The sequence below is a fragment of the Pedobacter sp. NJ-S-72 genome, assembly GCF_053890575.1.
This window is the reverse complement of the sequence record NZ_CM132681.1, coordinates 17,771-37,516: the sequence shown is the minus strand read 5'-3', so window position 1 is coordinate 37,516 and position 19,746 is coordinate 17,771. Positions and strand designations below refer to the sequence as shown.

The following is a 19,746-nucleotide window of genomic DNA, read 5'->3' as shown; positions in this document are numbered from 1 at the left end:
CCTATTCTTCATATTTCTCCGTAGTTTGCCTCATAATAATCTTTTCTACAGATCTCCAGTAAAATCTGGCCATCAGATCTTCTACCTTTAACATAATTTCTGGAAATTCATATCCACTAATCATGTAATCATCTTTCGCAAACAATCTGAATAAAAGCCTTTGTTTACGTTCATTTAATTTCCGCAATTTTACATTAGGCATAGTTTCTCTATGCATAGCATAATTTTCTGCCAGGTCCGCTGTGATTAATCCAGTTTCCGGGTTTTTAAATAAAAGAATTTCTCTGAAACTGGTAATCGCAGAAAAACAAAAACGACTGTATAAATCCGGGTGCAGCCTATTGTTATTCTTATTTAAAAACCTTGTAATTTCCAATACAAGTTCGAAATTACCATCAGGAAAATTCTGGACAAACTCTTCTTTAAAACATACGAACAAATTTTCCGCCAGCCTTTCATTCCTGAAAATGGCCAAACAAATTGATAATGCGGTGGTATAGGAAGCATTCTGTCCCAATTCACCCCATTCAAAATTACATTCATAAAAGGGCCGGAGCACATTGGCACTCTCCGGAAATATCTCTACCCTATTTACCCATATCCTTCTACTGGTTTGAACTGGACAGCAAGAGGATCAGTGACAACGATAGTTCCTTTAATATGAAACACTTTTTCTGGCATCTGGATATCCCATTTTGCTTTCTGAGATCCTGAATAAATATTCATAAGCACAATTTAATTAAAGAATGGAAAAAGTATGGCGGCCAGCAATATGCGTTGACCAGGAATAGAGTCGCCAGCCGCACATACCATTTCCCTAAAAAGGTTGTTTTGTTAAAATGGGCCTGCGAAAACAAATAGGTGGGATCTGTGAAAAGAACAGGGTCGGCTACTTGCTCGTCTAATGTAACAGAGGTTCTGGTAAACCCAAATATTTTTTTCAAAATATACCCTACAATAAACTTAAGCAAGCAACCGACCCCATATTTATGAGTTCAGGCTGCTTGACTTATCTCGTAGGGTATTATTGAAATTTACCAGATTTCTGTTACGAGGCTCATCAAGCAGTGCTTCATGTCGAGTTGAAGAACTGCTAAATTAAAAATTTTGTTTCAATCTATATTTCTATTACATAATAATTATTATTGTCAAATAAACAAATATGTTGATTAATTATTCAAATAATTGAAATATTCTACATTATAAACACTAATATCAACATAATTGTAGAATAATACTAATAAAAAAATGTAGAATATTTTTAAACATTATTGGTTTACCTTGTTTTTAGTGAAAAAAGGGGATATCAAGAAACATAAAGGCGAATATTTAGATTCTGTTGTTCGTAAAACCGGGATAACAATCAAGGCGTTAACTGCATCAGCAGGATTTGACAGAACGAGCTATTATCACCATATTCTGGATCCTCATTTACCTTATAAAGTAATCTCAAGATATGGAGAAGTGCTGAAACATGACTTCTCTGGTGAATATCCTGAAATACAACGTGCAAAGAGTAACGACCCGCACGAAATCACAACGTTCGAAGAAATGGAAAAAGACAGAAACTACTGGCGTTCCAGATTTTTTGATTTAGCGGAGAAAGTAGCTGATAACTACAAGAAAGAAACTCCCTAGCATTAGCTGTTAAATCGATTATTCAGATTCTCTTTGCGCTGCAGGGTTAATAAAATTCACTGCAATTTGTGTAAGATAAGTATCTGCAGCCCGCTCATCTGCCAGACACTGTTTCAAGATTAATTTAGCCTTAGGATAGTCAAGTTCCGCTAAAAGCGAAATTAAGCTTCCATAACTTGCTATTTTATAATGAGCGATGAGCTGAACTGCATAAATTATTGCTGCATCGCGAAGGGCCGTACCCGTTTCGACCGTCTTTACAATAGAAGCGGCTTTATCACTTAGGATTTCTATAATATTGCACTTCCCTTTACCGGCCTGCTGGTTCATCATATCGAATACGGCATCCAACCGTCCCACATGTTTTCCAGCTTCCTCTGACTGAGAAATCAATGCACGCTGCAATTCTTCCGTAAATGCGGCTATAGATAATGCAGCTGCACAATTAACCAGTTTCTTTTCTGCTATATATAGATCCTGCAGACACGGATAAAGAAATCCAGTAAGCCTTGCTCTCTGAGTTGATCCACCATAAGGCAATGATTTAATTTCTTTTAGGAACTATATCCTATAAGGATTAACAGAGCTAGAACAAATAGAACTCAGAAAAGTTTATGTAAATCACTTTTAGTTCATAGCTTTGCAAAGATTTAAAATTCATTATGGCAGTATTACATAGAAAAGAAGAGAAAATAGAAGTTGTGCTAAGTAAGCTTCCAAAAGATTATACTGATGAGCAGTTTGTAGAAACTTTCATCCAGCTTTATTCAAAAGACTGGGGTAAAATCAAAGCAAATTACATCAAACAATCACAGGATAAAGAGCCTGGAACAGTGATTAACATGCCTAAACCTGAGCTTTATTTAAAAAGCGTTTTAACAGTTTACCTGGAAAACAAAAAAGGTTAGAAATAATTCAGAGGACATAGATACACTATGTTCTCTATTAACTTATTGCCTGCATCAGTTCAGGCCTGTTATTAATTACCCCCTTCACTACAGTAGCATTTACAGCCTTATCTACCCGGTAACAATCCATCAGATCGTCCGGATACGCCTTGCATAAATTTAGCAAATCAGGAGTCCCCAGATCTTTGCTTAACCACAATGACTCTTCTTCCCTGCTTAGGATGACAGGCATTCGAAATTTAGGTGCATGAACTTTTCCAACAGTTTCGTTTGCTGCGGTAGTCATGATAGTAAAAGACCGGTAAACCTCTCCCGAAAACTGATCTTTCCACTGGCTCCATAAGCCTGCAAAAGCAAATAAGTCCCTGTCTTTTAACACAAACCGATAAGGTAACGTATCCCCCGTTTTTTTATCCCATTCATAAAAACCATCTGCAAGTACAAGGCAGGTTTTACGATGCGTAATCAGCGGTGCAAAAGTCTTTTTACCCATGATTTCTTCAGAACGTGCATTTAGCGTAGAAAAATCGAGCTTCGTACTCTGTGCCCAATATGGAACAAGCCCAAAATGCATCAGCTGTGCTGTATCCGGCTCATCCGCAGTAATAACCAAGCCTTTTTGAGTGGGTGCAAGATTATAATTTGCCTGATAGTCTGCCGGCAATTTCACCTGGTAACGGATTAATAGTTCCTTTTGAGCTTTAGTTAGGGTATAGCGTGCGCACATGAATTGTAAATTTATATCTTTGCTTAATGAGTTATAAAGTAACCAGATTTGAAGTTGATTTTGAAGGTAAACCTGTTGCAGTATCTGTACATTCAGTAACAGACGGAGACGAAACAAACCATATTGTTTCTATAGATGACCATGAAAATTTCGAGATCAAAATGACTAAAGAAAACAAATGGAAGGCTGACAACGACACCGGAATAAGTGAAGACCTGCTTACACTGATTACAACTCATTATCAGGCTCCTTAATTCTGATCTGGTTTTATCAGATCAGTTCATTTTCTGTTATATAGGTTCTGGCTTGCAGAAAGTCAGTAAAAATCCTGTCGGCACTGGCTAATTTAATATGACTTTCTTCATCACCCTGAATGGCAAAACAAGTTAATTCAGCATTTTTAGCAGCGAGCAAACCATTTACAGTATCTTCAAACACCAGGCACTCACTTTTCTGAAAGCCAATTCCCTTCACTGCAAGGTTATAGGACTCAGGATCAGGCTTGCTTTTGGTCACATCACTTCTGGTTACTAACAAATTAAAGTATTTATTTAATCCGTTTTTCCTGAATACCTCATCTACATCAGCTCTTTTACTTGCCGTAACCAAAGCCATAGCTATACCTTTCTGAAAAAAGAAATCAAGTGTTTCCTTTACATAAGGCATCAGCTCGATTGTACTTGTGATTAAACGCTCATTAGTCAGATCTTCTTTCTTAGAAATCAAGACCTCTAAAGGCGATTCAATTTCATATAACTCCTTTAACCTTTTAGCATTTCCAGGTAAAGGGATACCAGCAAAGTTTCTAAGAAAATCTGAATATTCAAGCTGAACATCAGATTCTGCAAGTATCTCATTCCATACTGTATAATGAAAATGTTCTGAATCTATAAGAGTACCGTCTAAATCAAAAAGGAGTGCTTTAAATTTCGCCATTATTGTTTGTTTTTAATCCAGCCAACCAGATCATTAATGAAAGTTTCAGACACACTCGATGGTGTATCATACTGACTTTGAGAGCCTTTTTCGACCTGAGAACTCAACAAATGGTTCAGATCAGGATATAATTTCAAGGTTACATTACGTTTTTTATTCAATGCTGCATTCCACAGCTCATAGTCATGGGTCGAAACCTGGAAATCATTCCCCCCCTGTACAATCAAAATGCGTTGTTTACTTATCTTTTTTGCAGTTTCTACCTGGTTGTATTTATTGAGATCTATCCAATAGGAAACTGGTAAACCTAAAATAGCAGAGTCTGCTTTCATATTCCCCAGCGCAGTCAACCTGCTTCTGTCAAGTTCTTTGATTCGTTCATCAAACTGTTTTTTCAGCATCTGAGTTGTATCTTTTGCTAAACCAAACATATATTTATTCTGTTCAACCAGGACATCAGTTAAAGTTCTTGCTGGTGCTGCAGCTAATATAATACCACTTAATTCAGGTGCTAAAGCAGCCATTCTTGGTGCTAACATTCCTCCCAGGCTATGTCCCATTAAATAAATCTGTTTCTTATCGATATCAGGAATTGTAGCAGCTAGGGTAACCGCTGCAAGCGCGTCATCCATGGTCTCTTCTTTAACAGTGAACGCACCACCAAACTCACCACTATAAACCATTGTTCTTTTCACATAACGGATGCTGGCAACCCCTTTAGCAGCAAAACCAGCCGCAAGATCTTTGAAGGTTTTATTAGGGCCTACAGTTTCATCCATATCAGCTGGCCCTGAACCATGCACCAATACAACTATAGGAAAGTTCTTTGCATTCTTCGGTATGGTTAGTTTTCCAACAAGGCTATGTCCCGGAGTTTTAATATAAATCTCTTTTTCTGTATATATAGTGTAGTATCTGCATATGCAGGATTTAAATAAGTTGCCGCCGACCTGTTTGGCGCAACAAAAAAACCAACCATATTTCCGGCTTTATTATAGGCTAACAAAAATGATTGTGTAGCATTTGCAAATTTCCCATCTACAGTAACTACAAAAAAATCACCTTTGGCTTTACTTTCAACACCACTTGCAGATTCAAATTTACCAAGCTTCTCGTTGAAAGTCTCCCACATTTTCTGCAAATCTGCGGCAGAAATTTTTGCAGATACACTTGCATCAAAATAAGCCTGGGCATCTGTAAATTTCTTCTGATCCATTAAATCAAAAAAGTCTGTTGAACGGTTAAACAGTTTTATAATATCCTGCGAAAAAGATAATGTCGAGAACAACAATGCAACGATTAGTAATGTGATTTTTTTCATGTACTTTATATGGTGTTTAAATCAAAGCTAACATAATTTTGATTTAAACATGACCTCACCGCATGAAAAAAACAGGTAGATTAGAGCAAATAAATTTCTTTATTAATTAACCGATTCGTAAATAATATAATTTCAAAATAAAGATGACAACAAATAAAAGAATACGCGTATGTGTTGCTGGTGCGACTGGATGGGCTGGTTCTGAACTTTGCAGAGCAATCGTATTAACGGATGACCTTGAACTGGTTTCTGCGGTTTCACGTACCAATGCGAATAAAGATCTGAATGAGATACTAAATTTATCCAATGATAAAAACATCCCGGTTTTTGGGACAATAGAAGAAGCCTTAACTATTCCGTGTGATGTTTTAGTTGACTATACTAAACCGGACATTGCCAAACATCAGATTCTTACTGCTATTCACAAAGGAGTTAATGTTGTTGTGGGCACATCTGGTCTTTCGGACGCAGATTATGAAGAGATAAGTGTTATTGCTGATCAGAAAAAAAAAAATCCGTACTGGCTGTAGGAAATTTCGCTATCAGCGTTGTTCTGTTGAATAAATTCGCGGAGATGGCAGCTAAGTATATGCCGCGCATTTGGGAAATTATTGACTACGCAAGTGATCGCAAAATCGATTCTCCAAGCGGGAGTGCTTTAGAACTCGCTAACAGATTATCAAAAATCAAAGAATCTATTAAAACCATTGCTATAAAAGATACTAAAGGAATTAAGGAAACCAGAGGGGCAGATATTAATGGAACGCAAGTACATTCAGTAAGATTACCAGGATTTGTAATTTCACTTGAAACTATCTTTGGATTAGAAGATGAAAAACTTACGATTAAACACGACGCCGGAAACAGTGCAAAACCATATGTGCAGGGCGCTTTACTTGCAATCAGGAAAGTAGACACTTTCACCGGTTTGAAAAGAGGTCTGGACAGTGTAATGGATTTTAGCTAATAAAATACAGATGAAAATGATAAAATGTATATCGTACTTAATAATATTAACAGCAGCGGGATTGGTTTCTTTTAAATCAGATATTAAGACAAATCCTCAGGATAATCTTAAAAAATTCTATGATGAATACCAGTAAAGGTTCTTTTATTTTGTATGATCAGAAGAATGCACAATACACCTATTACAACCAGGAACAAACGACCACACCTTTTACCCCTGCCTCGACATTTAAAATCTGCAATTCACTAATTGCACTTGAAACCGGAGCTGTTAAAGATGAAAATGTAGTTTTCAAATGGGATAAGAAAGAACGGCCTGTACCAGCCTGGAATGCTGACACAGACATGAAGAACGCATTTAAAAATTCAACAGTATGGTTTTATCAAGAGCTTGCAAAATTAGTAGGCAAAGAGAAAATGGAAGTCTGGTTGCACAAAGCGAATTATGGCAATGAAAATATCAATGGTGGAATAGATGGGTTCTGGCTATGGGGAGGTCTTCGCATCACTCCTGTTCAACAAATTGATTTCTTAAAAAGGCTGCAAGGCGATAAACTTCCATTCTCTTCCCGTACGATGGATATTGTAAAAAGCATTATGATAGTTAAAAACACCAAAGACTATGTAATCAGAGCTAAAACCGGAAATGGAAAACAGGGTGACCTGTATGTTTCCTGGTATGTAGGCTACATTACAACCAGTGATAATGTTTATTACTTCTCTAATTGTATACAGACCGAGGATAAGAAGCCAGAGTTCAGGAAAGCTGGTGTTGCTATTGCGATTAATGTACTGGATGATTTAAAAGTGATCAAGAAACAAGAATGGGATAATTAAGGAGCCAACCGAAATAAAAATAATCAAAACATTTGGTATTACGATTATTAAATAACTAAATTTATGATATCAATTTAATATCATTTAAATACTATACACATGAAAGTAGAAAAGATTGTTACACCCTTTAATGGCTATCTCGTCATCTTCCTTTTAGCCATTACTGCTGGTTTATTAGCTTATGCGATTAGCACAGAGCAAATCATTTTAATTACAGCCTGTATTCCAGCATTTATCATCCTGGCAAAGGGCTTGATCATTGTCAGCCCCAATAGTTCAAAAGTACTTTTGCTTTTTGGAAAATATAAAGGAACTATTAAGCAAAATGGAATGTTCTGGGTCAACCCATTGTATACCAGGTTCACCTATTCGCTTCGTGCCAGAAACTTTGAGAGTGAAAAAATCAAGGTGAATGATAAAATGGGAAATCCGATCCTGATCAGTGTAATCCTGGTTTGGAGAGTAAGAGATACTTTTAAAGTTGCATTTGAAGTTGACAGCTATACAACTTTTATCAAAATACAAACAGATTCTGCAGTGAGAAAGCTTGCAGGTTCTTTTCCTTATGATCATTTCGAAGACGAAACAGCAACCATTACTTTAAGTACCAACTTTGATGATGTCAATATTGCTTTAGAAAAAGAACTGGCAGAAAGACTGGAAATTGCAGGAATAGAGGTCATAGAATCAAGAATAGGTTATTTAGCTTATGCTCCTGAAATTGCCCATTCTATGCTTAGAAGACAACAGGCATCTGCTGTAGTAGCTGCCCGCCATAAGATTGTTGAAGGTGCGCGGTGGGAATGGTAGAAAGTGCATTGAAGCTTCTTGCAGACAAGAAAATCATTGAGTTTGATGATGATAGAAAAGCAACAATGGTCAGTAATTTAATGGTTGTCCTTTGTGGAGACAGCGAAACAAAACCCGTTATCAATACCGGGACATTAAATCAATAAATATGTCAGAAAAGAAATCATTTGCGTTAAGGATTGATTCAGAAACGATGAAGGCTATAGAGAAATGGGCTGCTGATGAATTTCGTAGTGTTAATGGTCAGATTGAGTGGATGCTGAGTAACAGCCTGAAGAGCGCAAAAAGAACAAAAGTTAAAGGAGCACACAAAGATGCTCCCTGAGAAATAAGAGACTATCTGAACTATCAGATAAATTCTAAACCATTTATAAGAGAAAATATATGACTATACAATCAATTCAAAGATTACAATATTTATGTGATACTATACCCCAACTTTTGAATGACATTAATGATCATATATTTTCTTTAAAGCCTGCAGCAGCTACAAATGGAGTAAAAAAGAAATCATCGGACATCTTATTGACAGTGCCGCTGCTAATCACCAGCGTTTTGTAAGAGGTCAGTTTGAGGACACCCCAAAAATAACTTACGACCAGAACAATTGTAATACTTTCAACTATTATAACCAGATTGATAGCAGGCAGATTATTTCCTTATGGACTGTTTACAACAAACAAATATTAGAATTGATCAAATTAATACCTGCTGAATCATTAAAAAGACAATGTTTTGCCGGAGGAAGTGAAAGTGCAACATTAGCTTTTATATTCGATGATTATGTGCAGCATTTAGAACATCATTTAAGACAGGTGATTGCTTATTAATGAAACTCACAACCCTCGTAACCTGCCATGCGTCATCTTTTAACTTCCAGATAAGAAGAAATGACATTTTAGATACCCATCTAAACCCAAATTCACATTGGTAAAACGGTTGTTCACGTAATAAAATCGCATAAATTATATTATATATCCCTATAATTAAGAATAATCAAGGCTAAGGCTATTTATATCTGTTTTAACTCAGGTAATATCCAGGAATTATTAATGAGTAAGGCTCAGAAAAGCAGTATTACATATGACTATACACGCCTAATAGAGATTAATCATGGGGAATTTATCAAAAGCTATCTTAGTTACAGCGATTTTAGAAATCGCTCTACTTTTATTATCATTCTTTATAAAATTCAGCGGCGCATCATTTCCTCCTTCTAATATAGTACTCATTATAGGAGAAGTGATCATGGTTGTATTAATCGGGCTGATAGGTATCCTGGTAGTCAAATCAATGAAATCAGATTTTAAGATTGATAATTAAAATAATTTATATACAGCCCAAATACATAGCCTAAAATAGCACATCCTACAAGAAAGGTGGAAGCAAAGGGGTATCTTAGCCGTCTTTTAACTCTTAAAGACAAACAATGCACCAACTTTCCGATACTATTATTAACCTACTGAACTATAGCTATTCCATGGCAAAAGGCCTTCTGGAGCAACAACAGGGTGAATTCTACCCTATTGGTGTTTGTGTCGATCAGGAAGGAAAAACCATGCAAAGATTAATAGGTGATAATGATAATTACCCAATGGCAAGCGTGCTGTTAGATCATATACAAAATGACTTCACAACAAAACTGTCATCTGGTAATATCGTTGCTTATGCAATAGTTTATCAGGCAATAGTTACCAATAAACAATATAAAGATCCTGTATATGTATTAATAGCTAAGTTTAAAAGCACGGATATGGATGTCAACGGAGTTTATTATCTGCCTTATAAAATCACTGAGAAAACTGTACAGTTTTCCGAACCATGGGTGGAATAGGAATAAAGAAAGTTGCAAATAAGCAGACGGTGGAATCGCCCACCGTACAAGAAAAACCTTGGTGAGTTCTGGTAGCACTACTCCATCATAGTGTAAAGGAAATCCATATTAATATATCATTCAACATCGTCATTTCATTATTTGTATTATCGCTACTGATAATCTCTATTCTTATATCTAATGCCGATTAAATATCCGGCTCTCACCTCATTACAACAATTACTCTGTATCTGGAGATTTTGCCTATCACAACTGATTTCTTTCTTAATATATTTCCTTTTGGGTACATTTTTACTTACAATGCTGATGATTATCAATAGGGTTTACATTATTTTGAACAAGGGATAAGATCATTTTTGGCCTTTTCTAGCACACCATTATAAGAAAACATTTCCATTGCGAGATCTTCATGTCAACTTAATTTTCTACCTTTATAAGGTATGATAAGCTCATTAGAAATTAATAATTATAGAAATCTAAAGGATTTTCGAATACCATCACTGGGACGAGTCAACCTCTTTACTGGTAAAAATAACACAGGAAAATCAACATTACTTGAGGCAATTGCAATCTTTGCCATGAAAGGCGATTTACCGTTTCTCTATGAACTATTAGCAGAGCGAGGTGAAAAATTCAAACGCGTGCGTGAGAATGAAAATATAAATATCGTCGATTCAAATATTAAGACATTGTCATCTCTGTTCGCTAACAGAACTATTAGTTTTAATGAAGACAACGCAATATCAATTGGTACTGAAAATGACAAATCCAATTCCGGCTATGATGCTGTATTAATTAGGTTTGTGAAATTTATTGAGGAGACACAAACAGATAAGGACGGAATTTTAAGTAGAAAGAGGGTAGTTGTTGATAAGACAGAAGACTCTGAATTATCCAGTTATAAGATTGGCTTTGAAACTCGAACAAAACTAGGTGCAAGATTAATCGCCCTAGATGAGGAACGATTTAGTAGATTTGTAAATCGTCAATTAATTTCCGAGTTTGATAACTTGCAGTTTATCAGAACGAGAAATATTGATCGCGAAGTTAATGGTAAACTTTGGGATAATATTACTTTGACAGAGCGGGAGGTATATGTCATTGATGCCTTGAAAATTATTGAGCCTGCTACAGAAAGAATAGCATTCATCCAAGATGGAGGCCAAGACAGATCTCCTGTTATCAAATTAGTAAATTCCTCAGGAGTTATACCGTTGCGGAGCATGGGCGACGGAATGAATAGGATCTTAACAATTATTTTAGCTTTGATTAATTCGGATAATGGATATTTATTAATTGATGAGTTTGAAAATGGTTTACATTACACCGTGCAGGAGAAACTTTGGGAAATCATTTTTACCATATCCAAAATATTGAACGTTCAAGTTTTTGTTACTACGCACAGTGATGATTGTATTAGAGGGTTTGAAAATATTTTAAATCGAAAAGAAAACAAGGAAAATAGTGGTAAATTGGTTCGTCTTGATAATGAAAATGGAGTAATTAAACAAGTTGAATTTACTGCGGCAGAATTGAAAATTGCGACCGATTTAAATATTGAAACCCGATAATGAAAGTCAACGAAAAATTCGCGAAAAAGCTGCTGGTAGAGGGTAACGATGATCAGCATGTTCTTTTTGCATTGTGCGAAAAACATCAGATAGACCATTGCTTTGATATCGTTGATTGTGAAGGGATCGATAAGCTATTTGATCAAATACCTATTAGACTAAAGCAGTCTAATATAGAAGTTATAGGAATCATATTAGACGCTGACTCCGATCTTCGCCTTAGATGGGATAGACTAATCAACATCATATCTCCGCTTGGATTTAATTTTCCACCTGATATGCCGGAAGAAGGATTAATACTGATTAATGATCAACAAATCAAAATTGGTATCTGGATTATGCCTAATAATGATCTTTCAGGTATGTTGGAAGACTTTATTGCTTTTATGGTGCCAGCTGATGACTTGATCTTGCCTATAGTAAATAAAACTATGCAGGAAATTGAAGATGCGGGGATTAATAAATATGCCTTAATCCATAAGTCAAAAGCTAAGATACATTCATGGCTTGCCTTACAACAAAGTCCAGGAAGCCCTATGGGGCTTAGTATAACCAAACAATACCTTAACGCAGAAAATGAAACCTGTGACTCTCTCTCTCATAATTGGTTGAAACAACTTTATCATTAATCAACTTTATGTAGACATTCTAGGCCGGAATATGATCAGTCTTTTATTTAAAGATTTATTAACAGCATAATTGAATATAATAAGGATATGAATCAGGAAAATTATCGTAAACTTGATGTGGTATTGACAGCTACACACACTAAAAAGGATTTCCTAGGAAAATACACTGGAGAGATTTAATCAAAGCGACAGGACTAAGTGAATCTGATGTCAAAAGGTACAGAGAATATTTGGAAGATAAAGTATTAAGCGAGAACAATTGGAATGTTGAAGAAGATACTGATGACGTCTATCTTAAACTTACTTCGCAAGGAAGGATGTTATTTAATGAAGTTGGATTTATGAAAAAACATACTAAAACTGAAGGCCCTTCAACTATAAATGTCCACATAGGCGGTAACAATACTGGTAATCTAGTGCTTGGCAGCACAGTAAATGACGTAATTAACAAACTATCATCGGAGAGTCAGAGTCATTCAGAATCAGCTGCTCTTTTGGACACCATGAAAAAGTTGATACAGAATGCTAACAACCAAGAAGCTATTACAGCATTTGAAGAGTTCAACAAAGAATGAATTAAGCCGAAAAAAAACAATGCATTATTAAAGATCCTTTGGAAAAGTATAGAAACAGTAATCCATCACGTACCTAAATTGTTGGAGATCGGGCATAAACTACTTCAGGATTTAAAAGTATCTTAGCTCTAGCAATATCATATAGTTATTTCACTAGGGCCTTTCGCTCTGGCTTCATAGGAGAGACAGTCTATTATTTATAAGTAAACATTTGTTAGTAGCCATTTACCTGATTTTACTTCTAATGTACGGGGACCAATAGCAATATAGCCTTGCCACTCAATGTATTCATCTGTTCGGACCTACAGTTTAAAAAAAGGGACTTATATGTAAGCAACTCGAAACTCAATTTTAGGTTTGCGATGGACTGATAATCAATTGTTCAAACTTGTTTCTTTATGAAGTTTATTTAGATTTGATTACCATAATTAACCTAATATAAAAGAGCATGCAACTTGATAATTATTTAAAAGTTGAACGATGTCCACATTGTTCAGTTGACCAACCGAATTTAGTAGCAAAGAGTACATTGCAAACGACAGCGGCTAACGGTACAAATGCAAGGAATTGGTATGTTTATGTTTGTGGTCGTTGCGGTGGTGTAGTAACTGCCTCTGCATATTCACATGATAACGCTGTCCGCGAAATCTATCCGAGCCCCTTAATCATAGACGAGAATTTACCAATTAAAGTAAAAGCATTTTTGCAACAGGCAATAGATAGCACATTCGCCCCTTCTGGATCGTTAATGTTATGCGCTAGCGCTGTTGATGCAATGCTTAAAGAGAAAGGATACAAAGATGGCTCATTATATAAAAGAATTAATAAAGCAGCTGAAGACCACCAGATAACTAAAGATATGGCAGAATGGGCTCATCATGTTAGACTTGATGCAAATGATCAAAGGCATGCAGATGAAAATGCTGGATTACCTACTGTTGGTGATGCACAAAAAGGGATTGACTTTACTAAAACACTTGCCGACATTTTATTTGTACTCCCAAGTAGGATTAACAAAGGACTAAGTGAAATAAAACTAGAGTCAAAATAAAGATTATGAGAAATCTATAGTTTATTAATTACTCCACAAAGGTAAGCTTGTCCAACCAAAACGCTTAAAGGAACTATGGCATAAACGCTCAATTAGCAACCGCACAGTCCATTTATTCCGTTCCTCCTTTGCTAATTTGGTTGGAAAGCTTGGTTGGGTACCATAATTAATTAAAATCATATGGTATTACAATCAAAATTATTCAAAGTTGCAGAAGTGCGGATCAGTTACAATCCAAAATTTAAGGTCTCAGAAAGACAGCAAATAAGCAAATCTAAAGATGCTTATGATATTTTCATACAGGAATGGAGCCCCGGAAAGATAGGGTTACTGGAAGAATTTAAGGTGCTTCTATTGAATAGAAGAAAAGAGTATTAGGAATAGTTAATATTTCACAGGGAGGAATTGCAGGAATAGTTGCAGATCCAAAAGTAATATTTGCAGCAGCGTTAAAAACTTGTGCAAGTGGGATCATATTAGCACATAATCATCCGTGAATATTAGCAGAGTAAACAGAATAATAATAATTAATAGATTAACTAACTATTTGTCCTTGAACAGGAACCTAACTCGCTGAATACCAATTTACAAAAGGCTATAAAAAAAAGAAAGGGTTGTTCCATCCAGACACATCCCTATTCTAACCAAATATAAACCTGTATGAACGGGTTTTCTCTTTAAATCTCCGGCAGTGTTGCTGTCACCTATAATGACTCATCCTTGATCCGGAAAATATTTATGACTTATTTTCTGATACAAATATATACAACTTTTGTATAGTGTACAAATTACACTAACAATTATTTTAAATAAAACATTTCCATGACGAATTAACATCAAAAACAGCACTGTTAATCAGGAAACAGACATTAAAATATTTTAGATTAGCTTCTATCAGCCACTAATAATTGAAGTATATCATTTTCAGTACCATCAAAAGGCCCGTAAGATTCCATTTTTAAGCTGGCCATAGCTGCGCCGAACTCTCCGGCCTGCTGTATTCCTGCTCCTTTTACCCTTTGATATAAATACCCCCCCGCCATATAAGTATCACCACAGCCTGTAGCATCGACTTCAGCAGACGGCCTGAAAGCAGGAATATCATAAAATACACCATCAGCATAAATAACAGACCCCAAACTAGCCCTTGTAATAACGATTTCCTGAACTCCCCAGTCACTTAAGATCTTCACCCCCTCTGGTATACCAGTAACCCCGGTTAACACCTCCAGCTCAGCCTCATCAGCTTTTACCGTATGTACATATTGAAGTGCTTCCATTTTCTGTGGCCAATCCACAGCACATACACTTTCCCCTCTTACCTCACGCAAATATCCCTGCACATCTAATAATGACACCCTACTCCTGTCCGCCAGATCTTTGATCAGTTCAACAGAAATATCATTTGACAACAAAGGTCCTAAATGAAAGATTTCAGCTTGTATGGGCTTAAGCTGTTCAACCGTAAACGGATCAGCCTCCTGTAAAACCCTTTGAGTCCGGTGGTCCAGGTTTCCCGAATAGATATTTTCGAAATAAACGGTTTTTGCACTTGGAAAAACATTAACATCCGTACCTTTTGCACGTAAATCCAATACAAATGGCATTTCACTTTGTCCTACAGCCGTAACCAGACCATAATTCACATCCATCTTACGGATAGCATTTGAGAAATAAAATGATGTTCCTCCTGCCATATGCTTTTCCGTTGTGGGTGTAACCACTCTGTCAAGCGTAATATGACCTATACAACAAATATCGTACATATACCTTTATTAATAAGAAAATCAGGTCAGCCTAACCGCTGACAAAAGACAAATGTATCAAATGATTTAGTTGGTACAGGTAAGAATAACTAATTATTACTTAAACAGCTCAAAACTATGCGATGCATCGCACCAGAATTCATCAAGAGCGATGATCCTTGGTTTAAGAAAAGAAATCAGCTTAGGCCAGTCTTCCTCCTTAAAAATACTGACATCAGTTAAAGGCTTATAAATTCTGCTTACAGTTTTATAGTTCTCATCAGGCATATTCGGTTCCCATTCCCACTCCTCATTTAAATAACCTTTCATGATGTTCCTGAATTCCATAAACTGTTCGAATAACAGTTCCTGAACACCAGCATCAGGATGAGAAAGTTCAATGGCAACAAAAGCAGACTTATTATCTGCATGCAATTTAAAATGCAGGTGCTTAATGCCTGTTTTATAATTTATCCAGTTAATCCTCATCCCCTCAGCGGAAAGCTGAGGAGCAATATATTGACCAAAAGCAGTCCAGAAGGCCTGTTTCAACTTTGAAACCTGATCTTTAGAATACATAAAAAATTAATCCTTTTAGCGAATTTAGCCTTTATCCTTTTGTAAGACCAACAATTTCTCTTCCTGTAAAAGAAGTGCTTCATCTTCTTCCTCCATAGCCACTTTATTATAATGCGTCTCTAAAAAGTCCGTTTTGGAATCTTTAAAAGACTTAACAGTTCCAATCGAATACATGAAACGGATATAATACCATGCGATGTCTACCTGATGAGGTAAGAATCCAGTTCTCGCACTTTTCGGATATAAATGATGATTATTATGCCATTCACCGGCAACTATTCCCGGCCAAAGCTGGTTAATAGACATATCTTCTCTTGAGAAATCATAATTATCCCTGCGCATATCCTTTCCTTTACCATGACCTTCATAATTGAAAGTTCTTACACCTACTGCCCAGATACCAGCCGCACCAAATACCGTACAAGCTAAACCATGACCACCAATCAAAAACAATGTAGCATACCAGAATCCCCAGTTCAAAGCCCAGGCAAGAACCGTTCTTGCAGGATTAGCAATAGAGCCCCCACTTTAAATACTGAGCATAAGTATTTGGCTGAATACCAGTATGTTTCATCAGCCTTGCTGCACGGTGATAATTCCGCTCACATAAATCTTTTGCTATTGGCTGGTGATTAACATCTGCAAGAAAACAATATAAAAACCCACCAGAAGCATTATAAGGATCTCCAGGAGCATCAGATTTAGCATGATGCACATGGTGCGAAACCACATAAATTTCTTCAGGAATCATAGATATAGTCAGGTTCTGCGTAAAAAAGCGCCAGAATTTGTTCTTGAAAGCATAAGCATTATGTGTACAGAACCGATGATGCCATATAGTTCCATGAGTACCCATGATAATCATACTATATAAGAAGGCAACAATCAATAAGCTCCAGCTAAAATATTCAAAGATAAAAAAGTAAAGGAAAGGGATCGTTACAACGACTTTTGTCCAGCTCATTAGCGGAAGCCAGTTTTTTTTAGTTTTAAAAATATTAAGTCTTGTAAAGAATTCCTTCAACAATTGTCCAGCCGTCGGCTTCGCTAGATTACCATTAGCATCGGCCCATCCATACGTTGGTGGATCCAATACTATACTCAAAAATGCCATAGACTGCGATTAGTTTTTCTTGTGAAAGTACGTTGGATTTTTTACAAATCAGCTATTATATAAAAAATTCTTACATCTAACGGTCAATTCAAGGTAATTTCCCCATTATTTTCTAGTATTATTTTAAACATATACCTACTTTCGACCACTTATTAGCTTCTTGGAGTAATCTACTCCTCCAGCACAACAAAGATCAAGGATACACACGCAGATGAACAAAGCAACAAACCGTAAACAGGACGCATTAGATTATCACTCGGATGGCCGGCCAGGTAAGATTGAAGTCGTACCTTCCAAGCCAACAAATTCACAACGAGATTTAGCACTTGCCTATTCACCTGGAGTAGCGGAACCCTGTATGGAAATATACAGAAACCCTGAAGACGTATATAAATATACAGCTAAAGGTAATTTAGTGGCCGTAATCAGTAATGGAACCGCAGTATTAGGTTTAGGAAATATTGGTCCGGCAGCAAGTAAACCAGTAATGGAAGGTAAAGGCCTATTATTCAAGATCTTTGCTGACATTGACGTTTTCGATTTAGAAATCAATGCAACTACTGCTGACGAATTTGTAAATGTAGTTAAAGCATTAGAACCAACTTTTGGAGGTGTAAACCTTGAAGATATAGCAGCGCCGATGTGTTTTGAAATCGAACGCCGTTTAAAAGAAGAAATGAATATCCCGGTAATGCATGATGATCAGCATGGAACAGCCATCATTACCAGCGCAGCGTTATTAAATGCCTGCGAATTACAGCATAAAAAAATAGACAAAATAAAGCTTGTGGTAAGCGGAGCTGGTGCAGCGGCAGTATCCTGCATCAAACTATACCTTAAATTAGGTGTCAAAAAGGAAAACATGCTGGTATTCGATAAGGATGGCATTGTAAATATTGACCGTACCGACCTTGATCCCAAGCGTATGGAGTTTGCTACACCAAGAAAAGATATCAGCACTTTAGCTGAAGCAATGAAAGGTGCAGACGTATTTTTAGGTCTTTCGGCAGCGAATGTAGTATCTGTAGAGATGGTACAGTCAATGGCCAAAAACCCAATCGTATTTGCATTAGCTAATCCTGATCCTGAAATCGCTTATGATCTGGCCATAAACAGCCGTAAAGACATCATCATGGCAACCGGACGTTCCGACTTCCCTAACCAGGTGAATAACGTATTAGGATTTCCATATATCTTTAGAGGTGCTCTTGACGTACGTGCTACATCGATTAATGAAGAGATGAAGATTGCCGCAGTAAAAGCTATTGCTGAACTGACTAAACTTCCGGTACCAGAAATCGTGAACCTTGCTTATAAAGCGAAGAACCTGAAATTTGGAAAAGACTATATCATTCCAAAACCAATCGATTCAAGATTAATCTGCATTGTTTCTACAGCTGTTGCCAAAGCGGCGATGGAATCCGGCGTTGCCCGCAAACAGATTACAGACTGGACAGCTTACCAGGAAGAATTACAAATCAGATTAGGTGCAGATGATAAAATACTAAGAAATCTGGCTAACAAAGCAAAATCTGCCCCAAAACGGGTAGTATTTGCAGAAGCCGATAACTATAAAATATTAAAAGCAGCACAAATTGTGAAGGACGAAGGTATCGCCACCCCTATTTTATTAGGAAACGTAGCCAGAATCCAGAAAATCATCCTTGAACATGGAATTGAATTCGGCGATGTCGAAATCATTGACCCATGGCAGGGAACAGAAGAGTCAGATAAATTTGCAGAACACCTGTACCAAAGACGTCAGAGACGTGGCATCACCTTATACGAAGCTAAAAAACTAGTACGTGACCGTAACTATTACGGTGCAAGTATGGTAGAATTCGGACAGGCCGACGCGTTAATCTCAGGATTGACTAAAAACTACAAATCGACTTTAAAACCTGCATTGCAGGTTATCGGCACAAAACCAGGCGTTAAAAAAATCGCTGGTATGTATATGATGCTGACTAAAAAAGGACCAGTATTTTTAGGAGATACCACTGTAAACCCGGATCCTTCAGCACAAGATATGGTAGATATTACCGGGATGATTAATGAAACGATCAAAGGATTCAATATCACTCCGCGTATCGCTTTATTATCTTATTCTAACTTTGGTTCAAACAGCGGGCCTGTTCCAGAAAAAATGAGAATTGCGACAGCATTGCTGAAACAAAAATATCCTGATATGATTGTTGATGGTGAAATGCAGGCCAACTTCGCTATGAATGCAGAATTGCTTCAAAGTAACTACCCATTCTCCAGCTTAAAAGGAAGTCCGGCAAACACTTTGATTTTTCCAAATTTAGAATCCGGAAACGTTGCCTATAAATTATTACAGGAACTTGGAAACGTAGAAGCCGTAGGCCCTATTCTTCTTGGTCTGAATAAACCAGTACACGTTTTACAAATGGACAGCTCTGTTAGAGAGATTGTCAATATGATTACAATTGCTGTAGTAGACGCACAATAAATTCAGCTTAAATAATAAGAAAGCCTCAGCAG

At 36.7% G+C, this 19,746-nt stretch carries 30 protein-coding genes; 19 read left to right on the top strand and 11 right to left on the bottom strand.

Annotated elements, in window-relative coordinates; genetic code table 11:
• Position 1: 1 nt before the first annotated feature.
• Both ACWYN3_RS00265 and ACWYN3_RS00260 read right to left on the bottom strand, forming a co-directional pair.
• On the bottom strand, positions 2-559 hold the full coding sequence (locus tag ACWYN3_RS00265; protein ID WP_456219337.1) for a hypothetical protein: 558 nt from the start codon (positions 557-559) through the stop codon (positions 2-4).
• 32 nt (positions 560-591) lie between these two features.
• On the bottom strand, positions 592-726 hold the full coding sequence (locus ACWYN3_RS00260) for a hypothetical protein (RefSeq protein ID WP_456219336.1): 135 nt from the start codon (positions 724-726) through the stop codon (positions 592-594).
• 555 nt (positions 727-1,281) lie between these two features.
• Between ACWYN3_RS00260 and ACWYN3_RS00255 the strand changes: the two genes are divergently transcribed.
• A complete protein-coding gene (locus ACWYN3_RS00255; RefSeq protein WP_456219335.1) occupies positions 1,282-1,638 on the top strand; it encodes a hypothetical protein in 357 nt (118 codons plus the stop codon).
• An 18-nt stretch (positions 1,639-1,656) separates the two neighbouring features.
• Here the strand turns inward: ACWYN3_RS00255 and ACWYN3_RS00250 are convergent, their stop codons facing one another.
• The gene (locus ACWYN3_RS00250) at positions 1,657-2,178 is read right to left on the bottom strand and encodes a DUF892 family protein (protein WP_456219334.1); all 522 of its coding nucleotides are present in this window, start codon (positions 2,176-2,178) and stop codon (positions 1,657-1,659) included.
• Between the two features lie 122 nt (positions 2,179-2,300).
• Between ACWYN3_RS00250 and ACWYN3_RS00245 the strand changes: the two genes are divergently transcribed.
• Positions 2,301-2,546, top strand: coding sequence for a hypothetical protein (locus ACWYN3_RS00245; protein WP_456219333.1), 246 nt, complete (start codon positions 2,301-2,303; stop codon positions 2,544-2,546).
• A 37-nt stretch (positions 2,547-2,583) separates the two neighbouring features.
• Here ACWYN3_RS00245 and ACWYN3_RS00240 read toward each other — a convergent pair whose 3' ends face one another.
• Positions 2,584-3,273, bottom strand: coding sequence for an SOS response-associated peptidase (locus ACWYN3_RS00240; RefSeq protein WP_456219332.1), 690 nt, complete (start codon positions 3,271-3,273; stop codon positions 2,584-2,586).
• A gap of 26 nt (positions 3,274-3,299) precedes the next feature.
• On the opposite strand from ACWYN3_RS00240, the gene ACWYN3_RS00235 reads away from it, so the two are divergent.
• Positions 3,300-3,527: a hypothetical protein gene (locus ACWYN3_RS00235; RefSeq protein ID WP_456219331.1), complete on the top strand. Its 228-nt coding sequence runs from the start codon at positions 3,300-3,302 to the stop codon at positions 3,525-3,527.
• A gap of 16 nt (positions 3,528-3,543) precedes the next feature.
• On the opposite strand, the gene ACWYN3_RS00230 is transcribed toward ACWYN3_RS00235, so the two are convergent.
• The 3 genes from ACWYN3_RS00230 to ACWYN3_RS00220 are packed head-to-tail and all read right to left on the bottom strand — an operon-like array spanning position 3,544 to position 5,530.
• Positions 3,544-4,209, bottom strand: coding sequence for an HAD family hydrolase (locus tag ACWYN3_RS00230; RefSeq protein WP_456219330.1), 666 nt, complete (start codon positions 4,207-4,209; stop codon positions 3,544-3,546).
• Complete coding sequence (locus ACWYN3_RS00225) at positions 4,209-5,012, bottom strand: alpha/beta fold hydrolase (protein ID WP_456223337.1); 804 nt, start codon at positions 5,010-5,012, stop codon at positions 4,209-4,211. The genes ACWYN3_RS00230 and ACWYN3_RS00225 overlap by 1 nt, the downstream gene beginning before the upstream one ends.
• 41 nt (positions 5,013-5,053) lie before the next feature.
• Positions 5,054-5,530: a DUF3887 domain-containing protein gene (locus ACWYN3_RS00220; RefSeq protein ID WP_456219329.1), complete on the bottom strand. Its 477-nt coding sequence runs from the start codon at positions 5,528-5,530 to the stop codon at positions 5,054-5,056.
• Between the two features lie 143 nt (positions 5,531-5,673).
• Here ACWYN3_RS00220 and ACWYN3_RS00215 point away from each other — a divergent pair, with 143 nt between their 5' ends.
• The 15 genes from ACWYN3_RS00215 to ACWYN3_RS00145 all read left to right on the top strand — a co-directional run bounded on the left by ACWYN3_RS00215 (position 5,674) and on the right by ACWYN3_RS00145 (position 14,300).
• Positions 5,674-6,060 carry a hypothetical protein gene (locus ACWYN3_RS00215; protein ID WP_456219328.1) on the top strand — a complete coding sequence of 129 codons (387 nt, stop codon included), beginning with the start codon at positions 5,674-5,676 and terminating at the stop codon, positions 6,058-6,060.
• Between the two features lie 26 nt (positions 6,061-6,086).
• Positions 6,087-6,497 carry a dihydrodipicolinate reductase C-terminal domain-containing protein gene (locus tag ACWYN3_RS00210; protein WP_456219327.1) on the top strand — a complete coding sequence of 137 codons (411 nt, stop codon included), beginning with the start codon at positions 6,087-6,089 and terminating at the stop codon, positions 6,495-6,497.
• A gap of 119 nt (positions 6,498-6,616) precedes the next feature.
• The gene (gene blaOXA, locus ACWYN3_RS00205; RefSeq protein WP_456219326.1) at positions 6,617-7,333 is read left to right on the top strand and encodes a class D beta-lactamase; all 717 of its coding nucleotides are present in this window, start codon (positions 6,617-6,619) and stop codon (positions 7,331-7,333) included.
• A gap of 99 nt (positions 7,334-7,432) precedes the next feature.
• Positions 7,433-8,143, top strand: a complete 711-nt coding sequence (locus ACWYN3_RS00200; RefSeq protein WP_456219325.1) for an SPFH domain-containing protein — start codon at positions 7,433-7,435, stop codon at positions 8,141-8,143.
• A complete protein-coding gene (locus ACWYN3_RS00195) occupies positions 8,137-8,289 on the top strand; it encodes a hypothetical protein (RefSeq protein ID WP_456219324.1) in 153 nt (50 codons plus the stop codon). The genes ACWYN3_RS00200 and ACWYN3_RS00195 overlap by 7 nt, the downstream gene beginning before the upstream one ends.
• Positions 8,290-8,291: 2 nt before the next feature.
• Positions 8,292-8,468, top strand: coding sequence for an Arc family DNA binding domain-containing protein (locus tag ACWYN3_RS00190; protein WP_456219323.1), 177 nt, complete (start codon positions 8,292-8,294; stop codon positions 8,466-8,468).
• Between the two features lie 367 nt (positions 8,469-8,835).
• Entirely contained in the window at positions 8,836-8,973 is a 138-nt protein-coding gene (locus ACWYN3_RS00185) for a hypothetical protein (protein WP_456219322.1), read from the top strand.
• 283 nt (positions 8,974-9,256) lie between these two features.
• On the top strand, positions 9,257-9,466 hold the full coding sequence (locus tag ACWYN3_RS00180) for a hypothetical protein (protein ID WP_456219321.1): 210 nt from the start codon (positions 9,257-9,259) through the stop codon (positions 9,464-9,466).
• Positions 9,467-9,572: 106 nt separating this feature from the next.
• On the top strand, positions 9,573-9,977 hold the full coding sequence (locus tag ACWYN3_RS00175) for a hypothetical protein (RefSeq protein WP_456219320.1): 405 nt from the start codon (positions 9,573-9,575) through the stop codon (positions 9,975-9,977).
• A 440-nt stretch (positions 9,978-10,417) separates the two neighbouring features.
• Entirely contained in the window at positions 10,418-11,548 is a 1,131-nt protein-coding gene (locus ACWYN3_RS00170; protein ID WP_456219319.1) for an AAA family ATPase, read from the top strand.
• Positions 11,548-12,177, top strand: a complete 630-nt coding sequence (locus tag ACWYN3_RS00165; protein ID WP_456219318.1) for a DUF3226 domain-containing protein — start codon at positions 11,548-11,550, stop codon at positions 12,175-12,177. The genes ACWYN3_RS00170 and ACWYN3_RS00165 overlap by 1 nt, the downstream gene beginning before the upstream one ends.
• Positions 12,178-12,407: 230 nt before the next feature.
• Positions 12,408-12,752 carry a hypothetical protein gene (locus ACWYN3_RS00160; protein ID WP_456219317.1) on the top strand — a complete coding sequence of 115 codons (345 nt, stop codon included), beginning with the start codon at positions 12,408-12,410 and terminating at the stop codon, positions 12,750-12,752.
• Positions 12,753-13,200: 448 nt separating this feature from the next.
• Complete coding sequence (locus ACWYN3_RS00155; protein ID WP_456219316.1) at positions 13,201-13,803, top strand: DUF4145 domain-containing protein; 603 nt, start codon at positions 13,201-13,203, stop codon at positions 13,801-13,803.
• Between the two features lie 180 nt (positions 13,804-13,983).
• Positions 13,984-14,181: a hypothetical protein gene (locus tag ACWYN3_RS00150; protein ID WP_456219315.1), complete on the top strand. Its 198-nt coding sequence runs from the start codon at positions 13,984-13,986 to the stop codon at positions 14,179-14,181.
• 2 nt (positions 14,182-14,183) lie between these two features.
• Positions 14,184-14,300, top strand: a complete 117-nt coding sequence (locus ACWYN3_RS00145; protein ID WP_456223336.1) for a JAB domain-containing protein — start codon at positions 14,184-14,186, stop codon at positions 14,298-14,300.
• A gap of 387 nt (positions 14,301-14,687) precedes the next feature.
• On the opposite strand, the gene ACWYN3_RS00140 is transcribed toward ACWYN3_RS00145, so the two are convergent.
• The 4 genes from ACWYN3_RS00140 to ACWYN3_RS00125 all read right to left on the bottom strand — a co-directional run bounded on the left by ACWYN3_RS00140 (position 14,688) and on the right by ACWYN3_RS00125 (position 17,241).
• A complete protein-coding gene (locus tag ACWYN3_RS00140; RefSeq protein WP_456219314.1) occupies positions 14,688-15,569 on the bottom strand; it encodes a PfkB family carbohydrate kinase in 882 nt (293 codons plus the stop codon).
• 96 nt (positions 15,570-15,665) lie between these two features.
• Positions 15,666-16,127, bottom strand: a complete 462-nt coding sequence (locus ACWYN3_RS00135; RefSeq protein WP_456219313.1) for a DUF4268 domain-containing protein — start codon at positions 16,125-16,127, stop codon at positions 15,666-15,668.
• 24 nt (positions 16,128-16,151) lie between these two features.
• A complete protein-coding gene (locus ACWYN3_RS00130) occupies positions 16,152-16,607 on the bottom strand; it encodes a hypothetical protein (protein WP_456219312.1) in 456 nt (151 codons plus the stop codon).
• Between the two features lie 28 nt (positions 16,608-16,635).
• Entirely contained in the window at positions 16,636-17,241 is a 606-nt protein-coding gene (locus ACWYN3_RS00125) for a hypothetical protein (RefSeq protein WP_456219311.1), read from the bottom strand.
• Between the two features lie 211 nt (positions 17,242-17,452).
• Between ACWYN3_RS00125 and ACWYN3_RS00120 the strand changes: the two genes are divergently transcribed.
• Positions 17,453-19,714, top strand: coding sequence for an NADP-dependent malic enzyme (locus tag ACWYN3_RS00120; protein ID WP_456219310.1), 2,262 nt, complete (start codon positions 17,453-17,455; stop codon positions 19,712-19,714).
• Positions 19,715-19,746 lie beyond the last annotated feature (32 nt).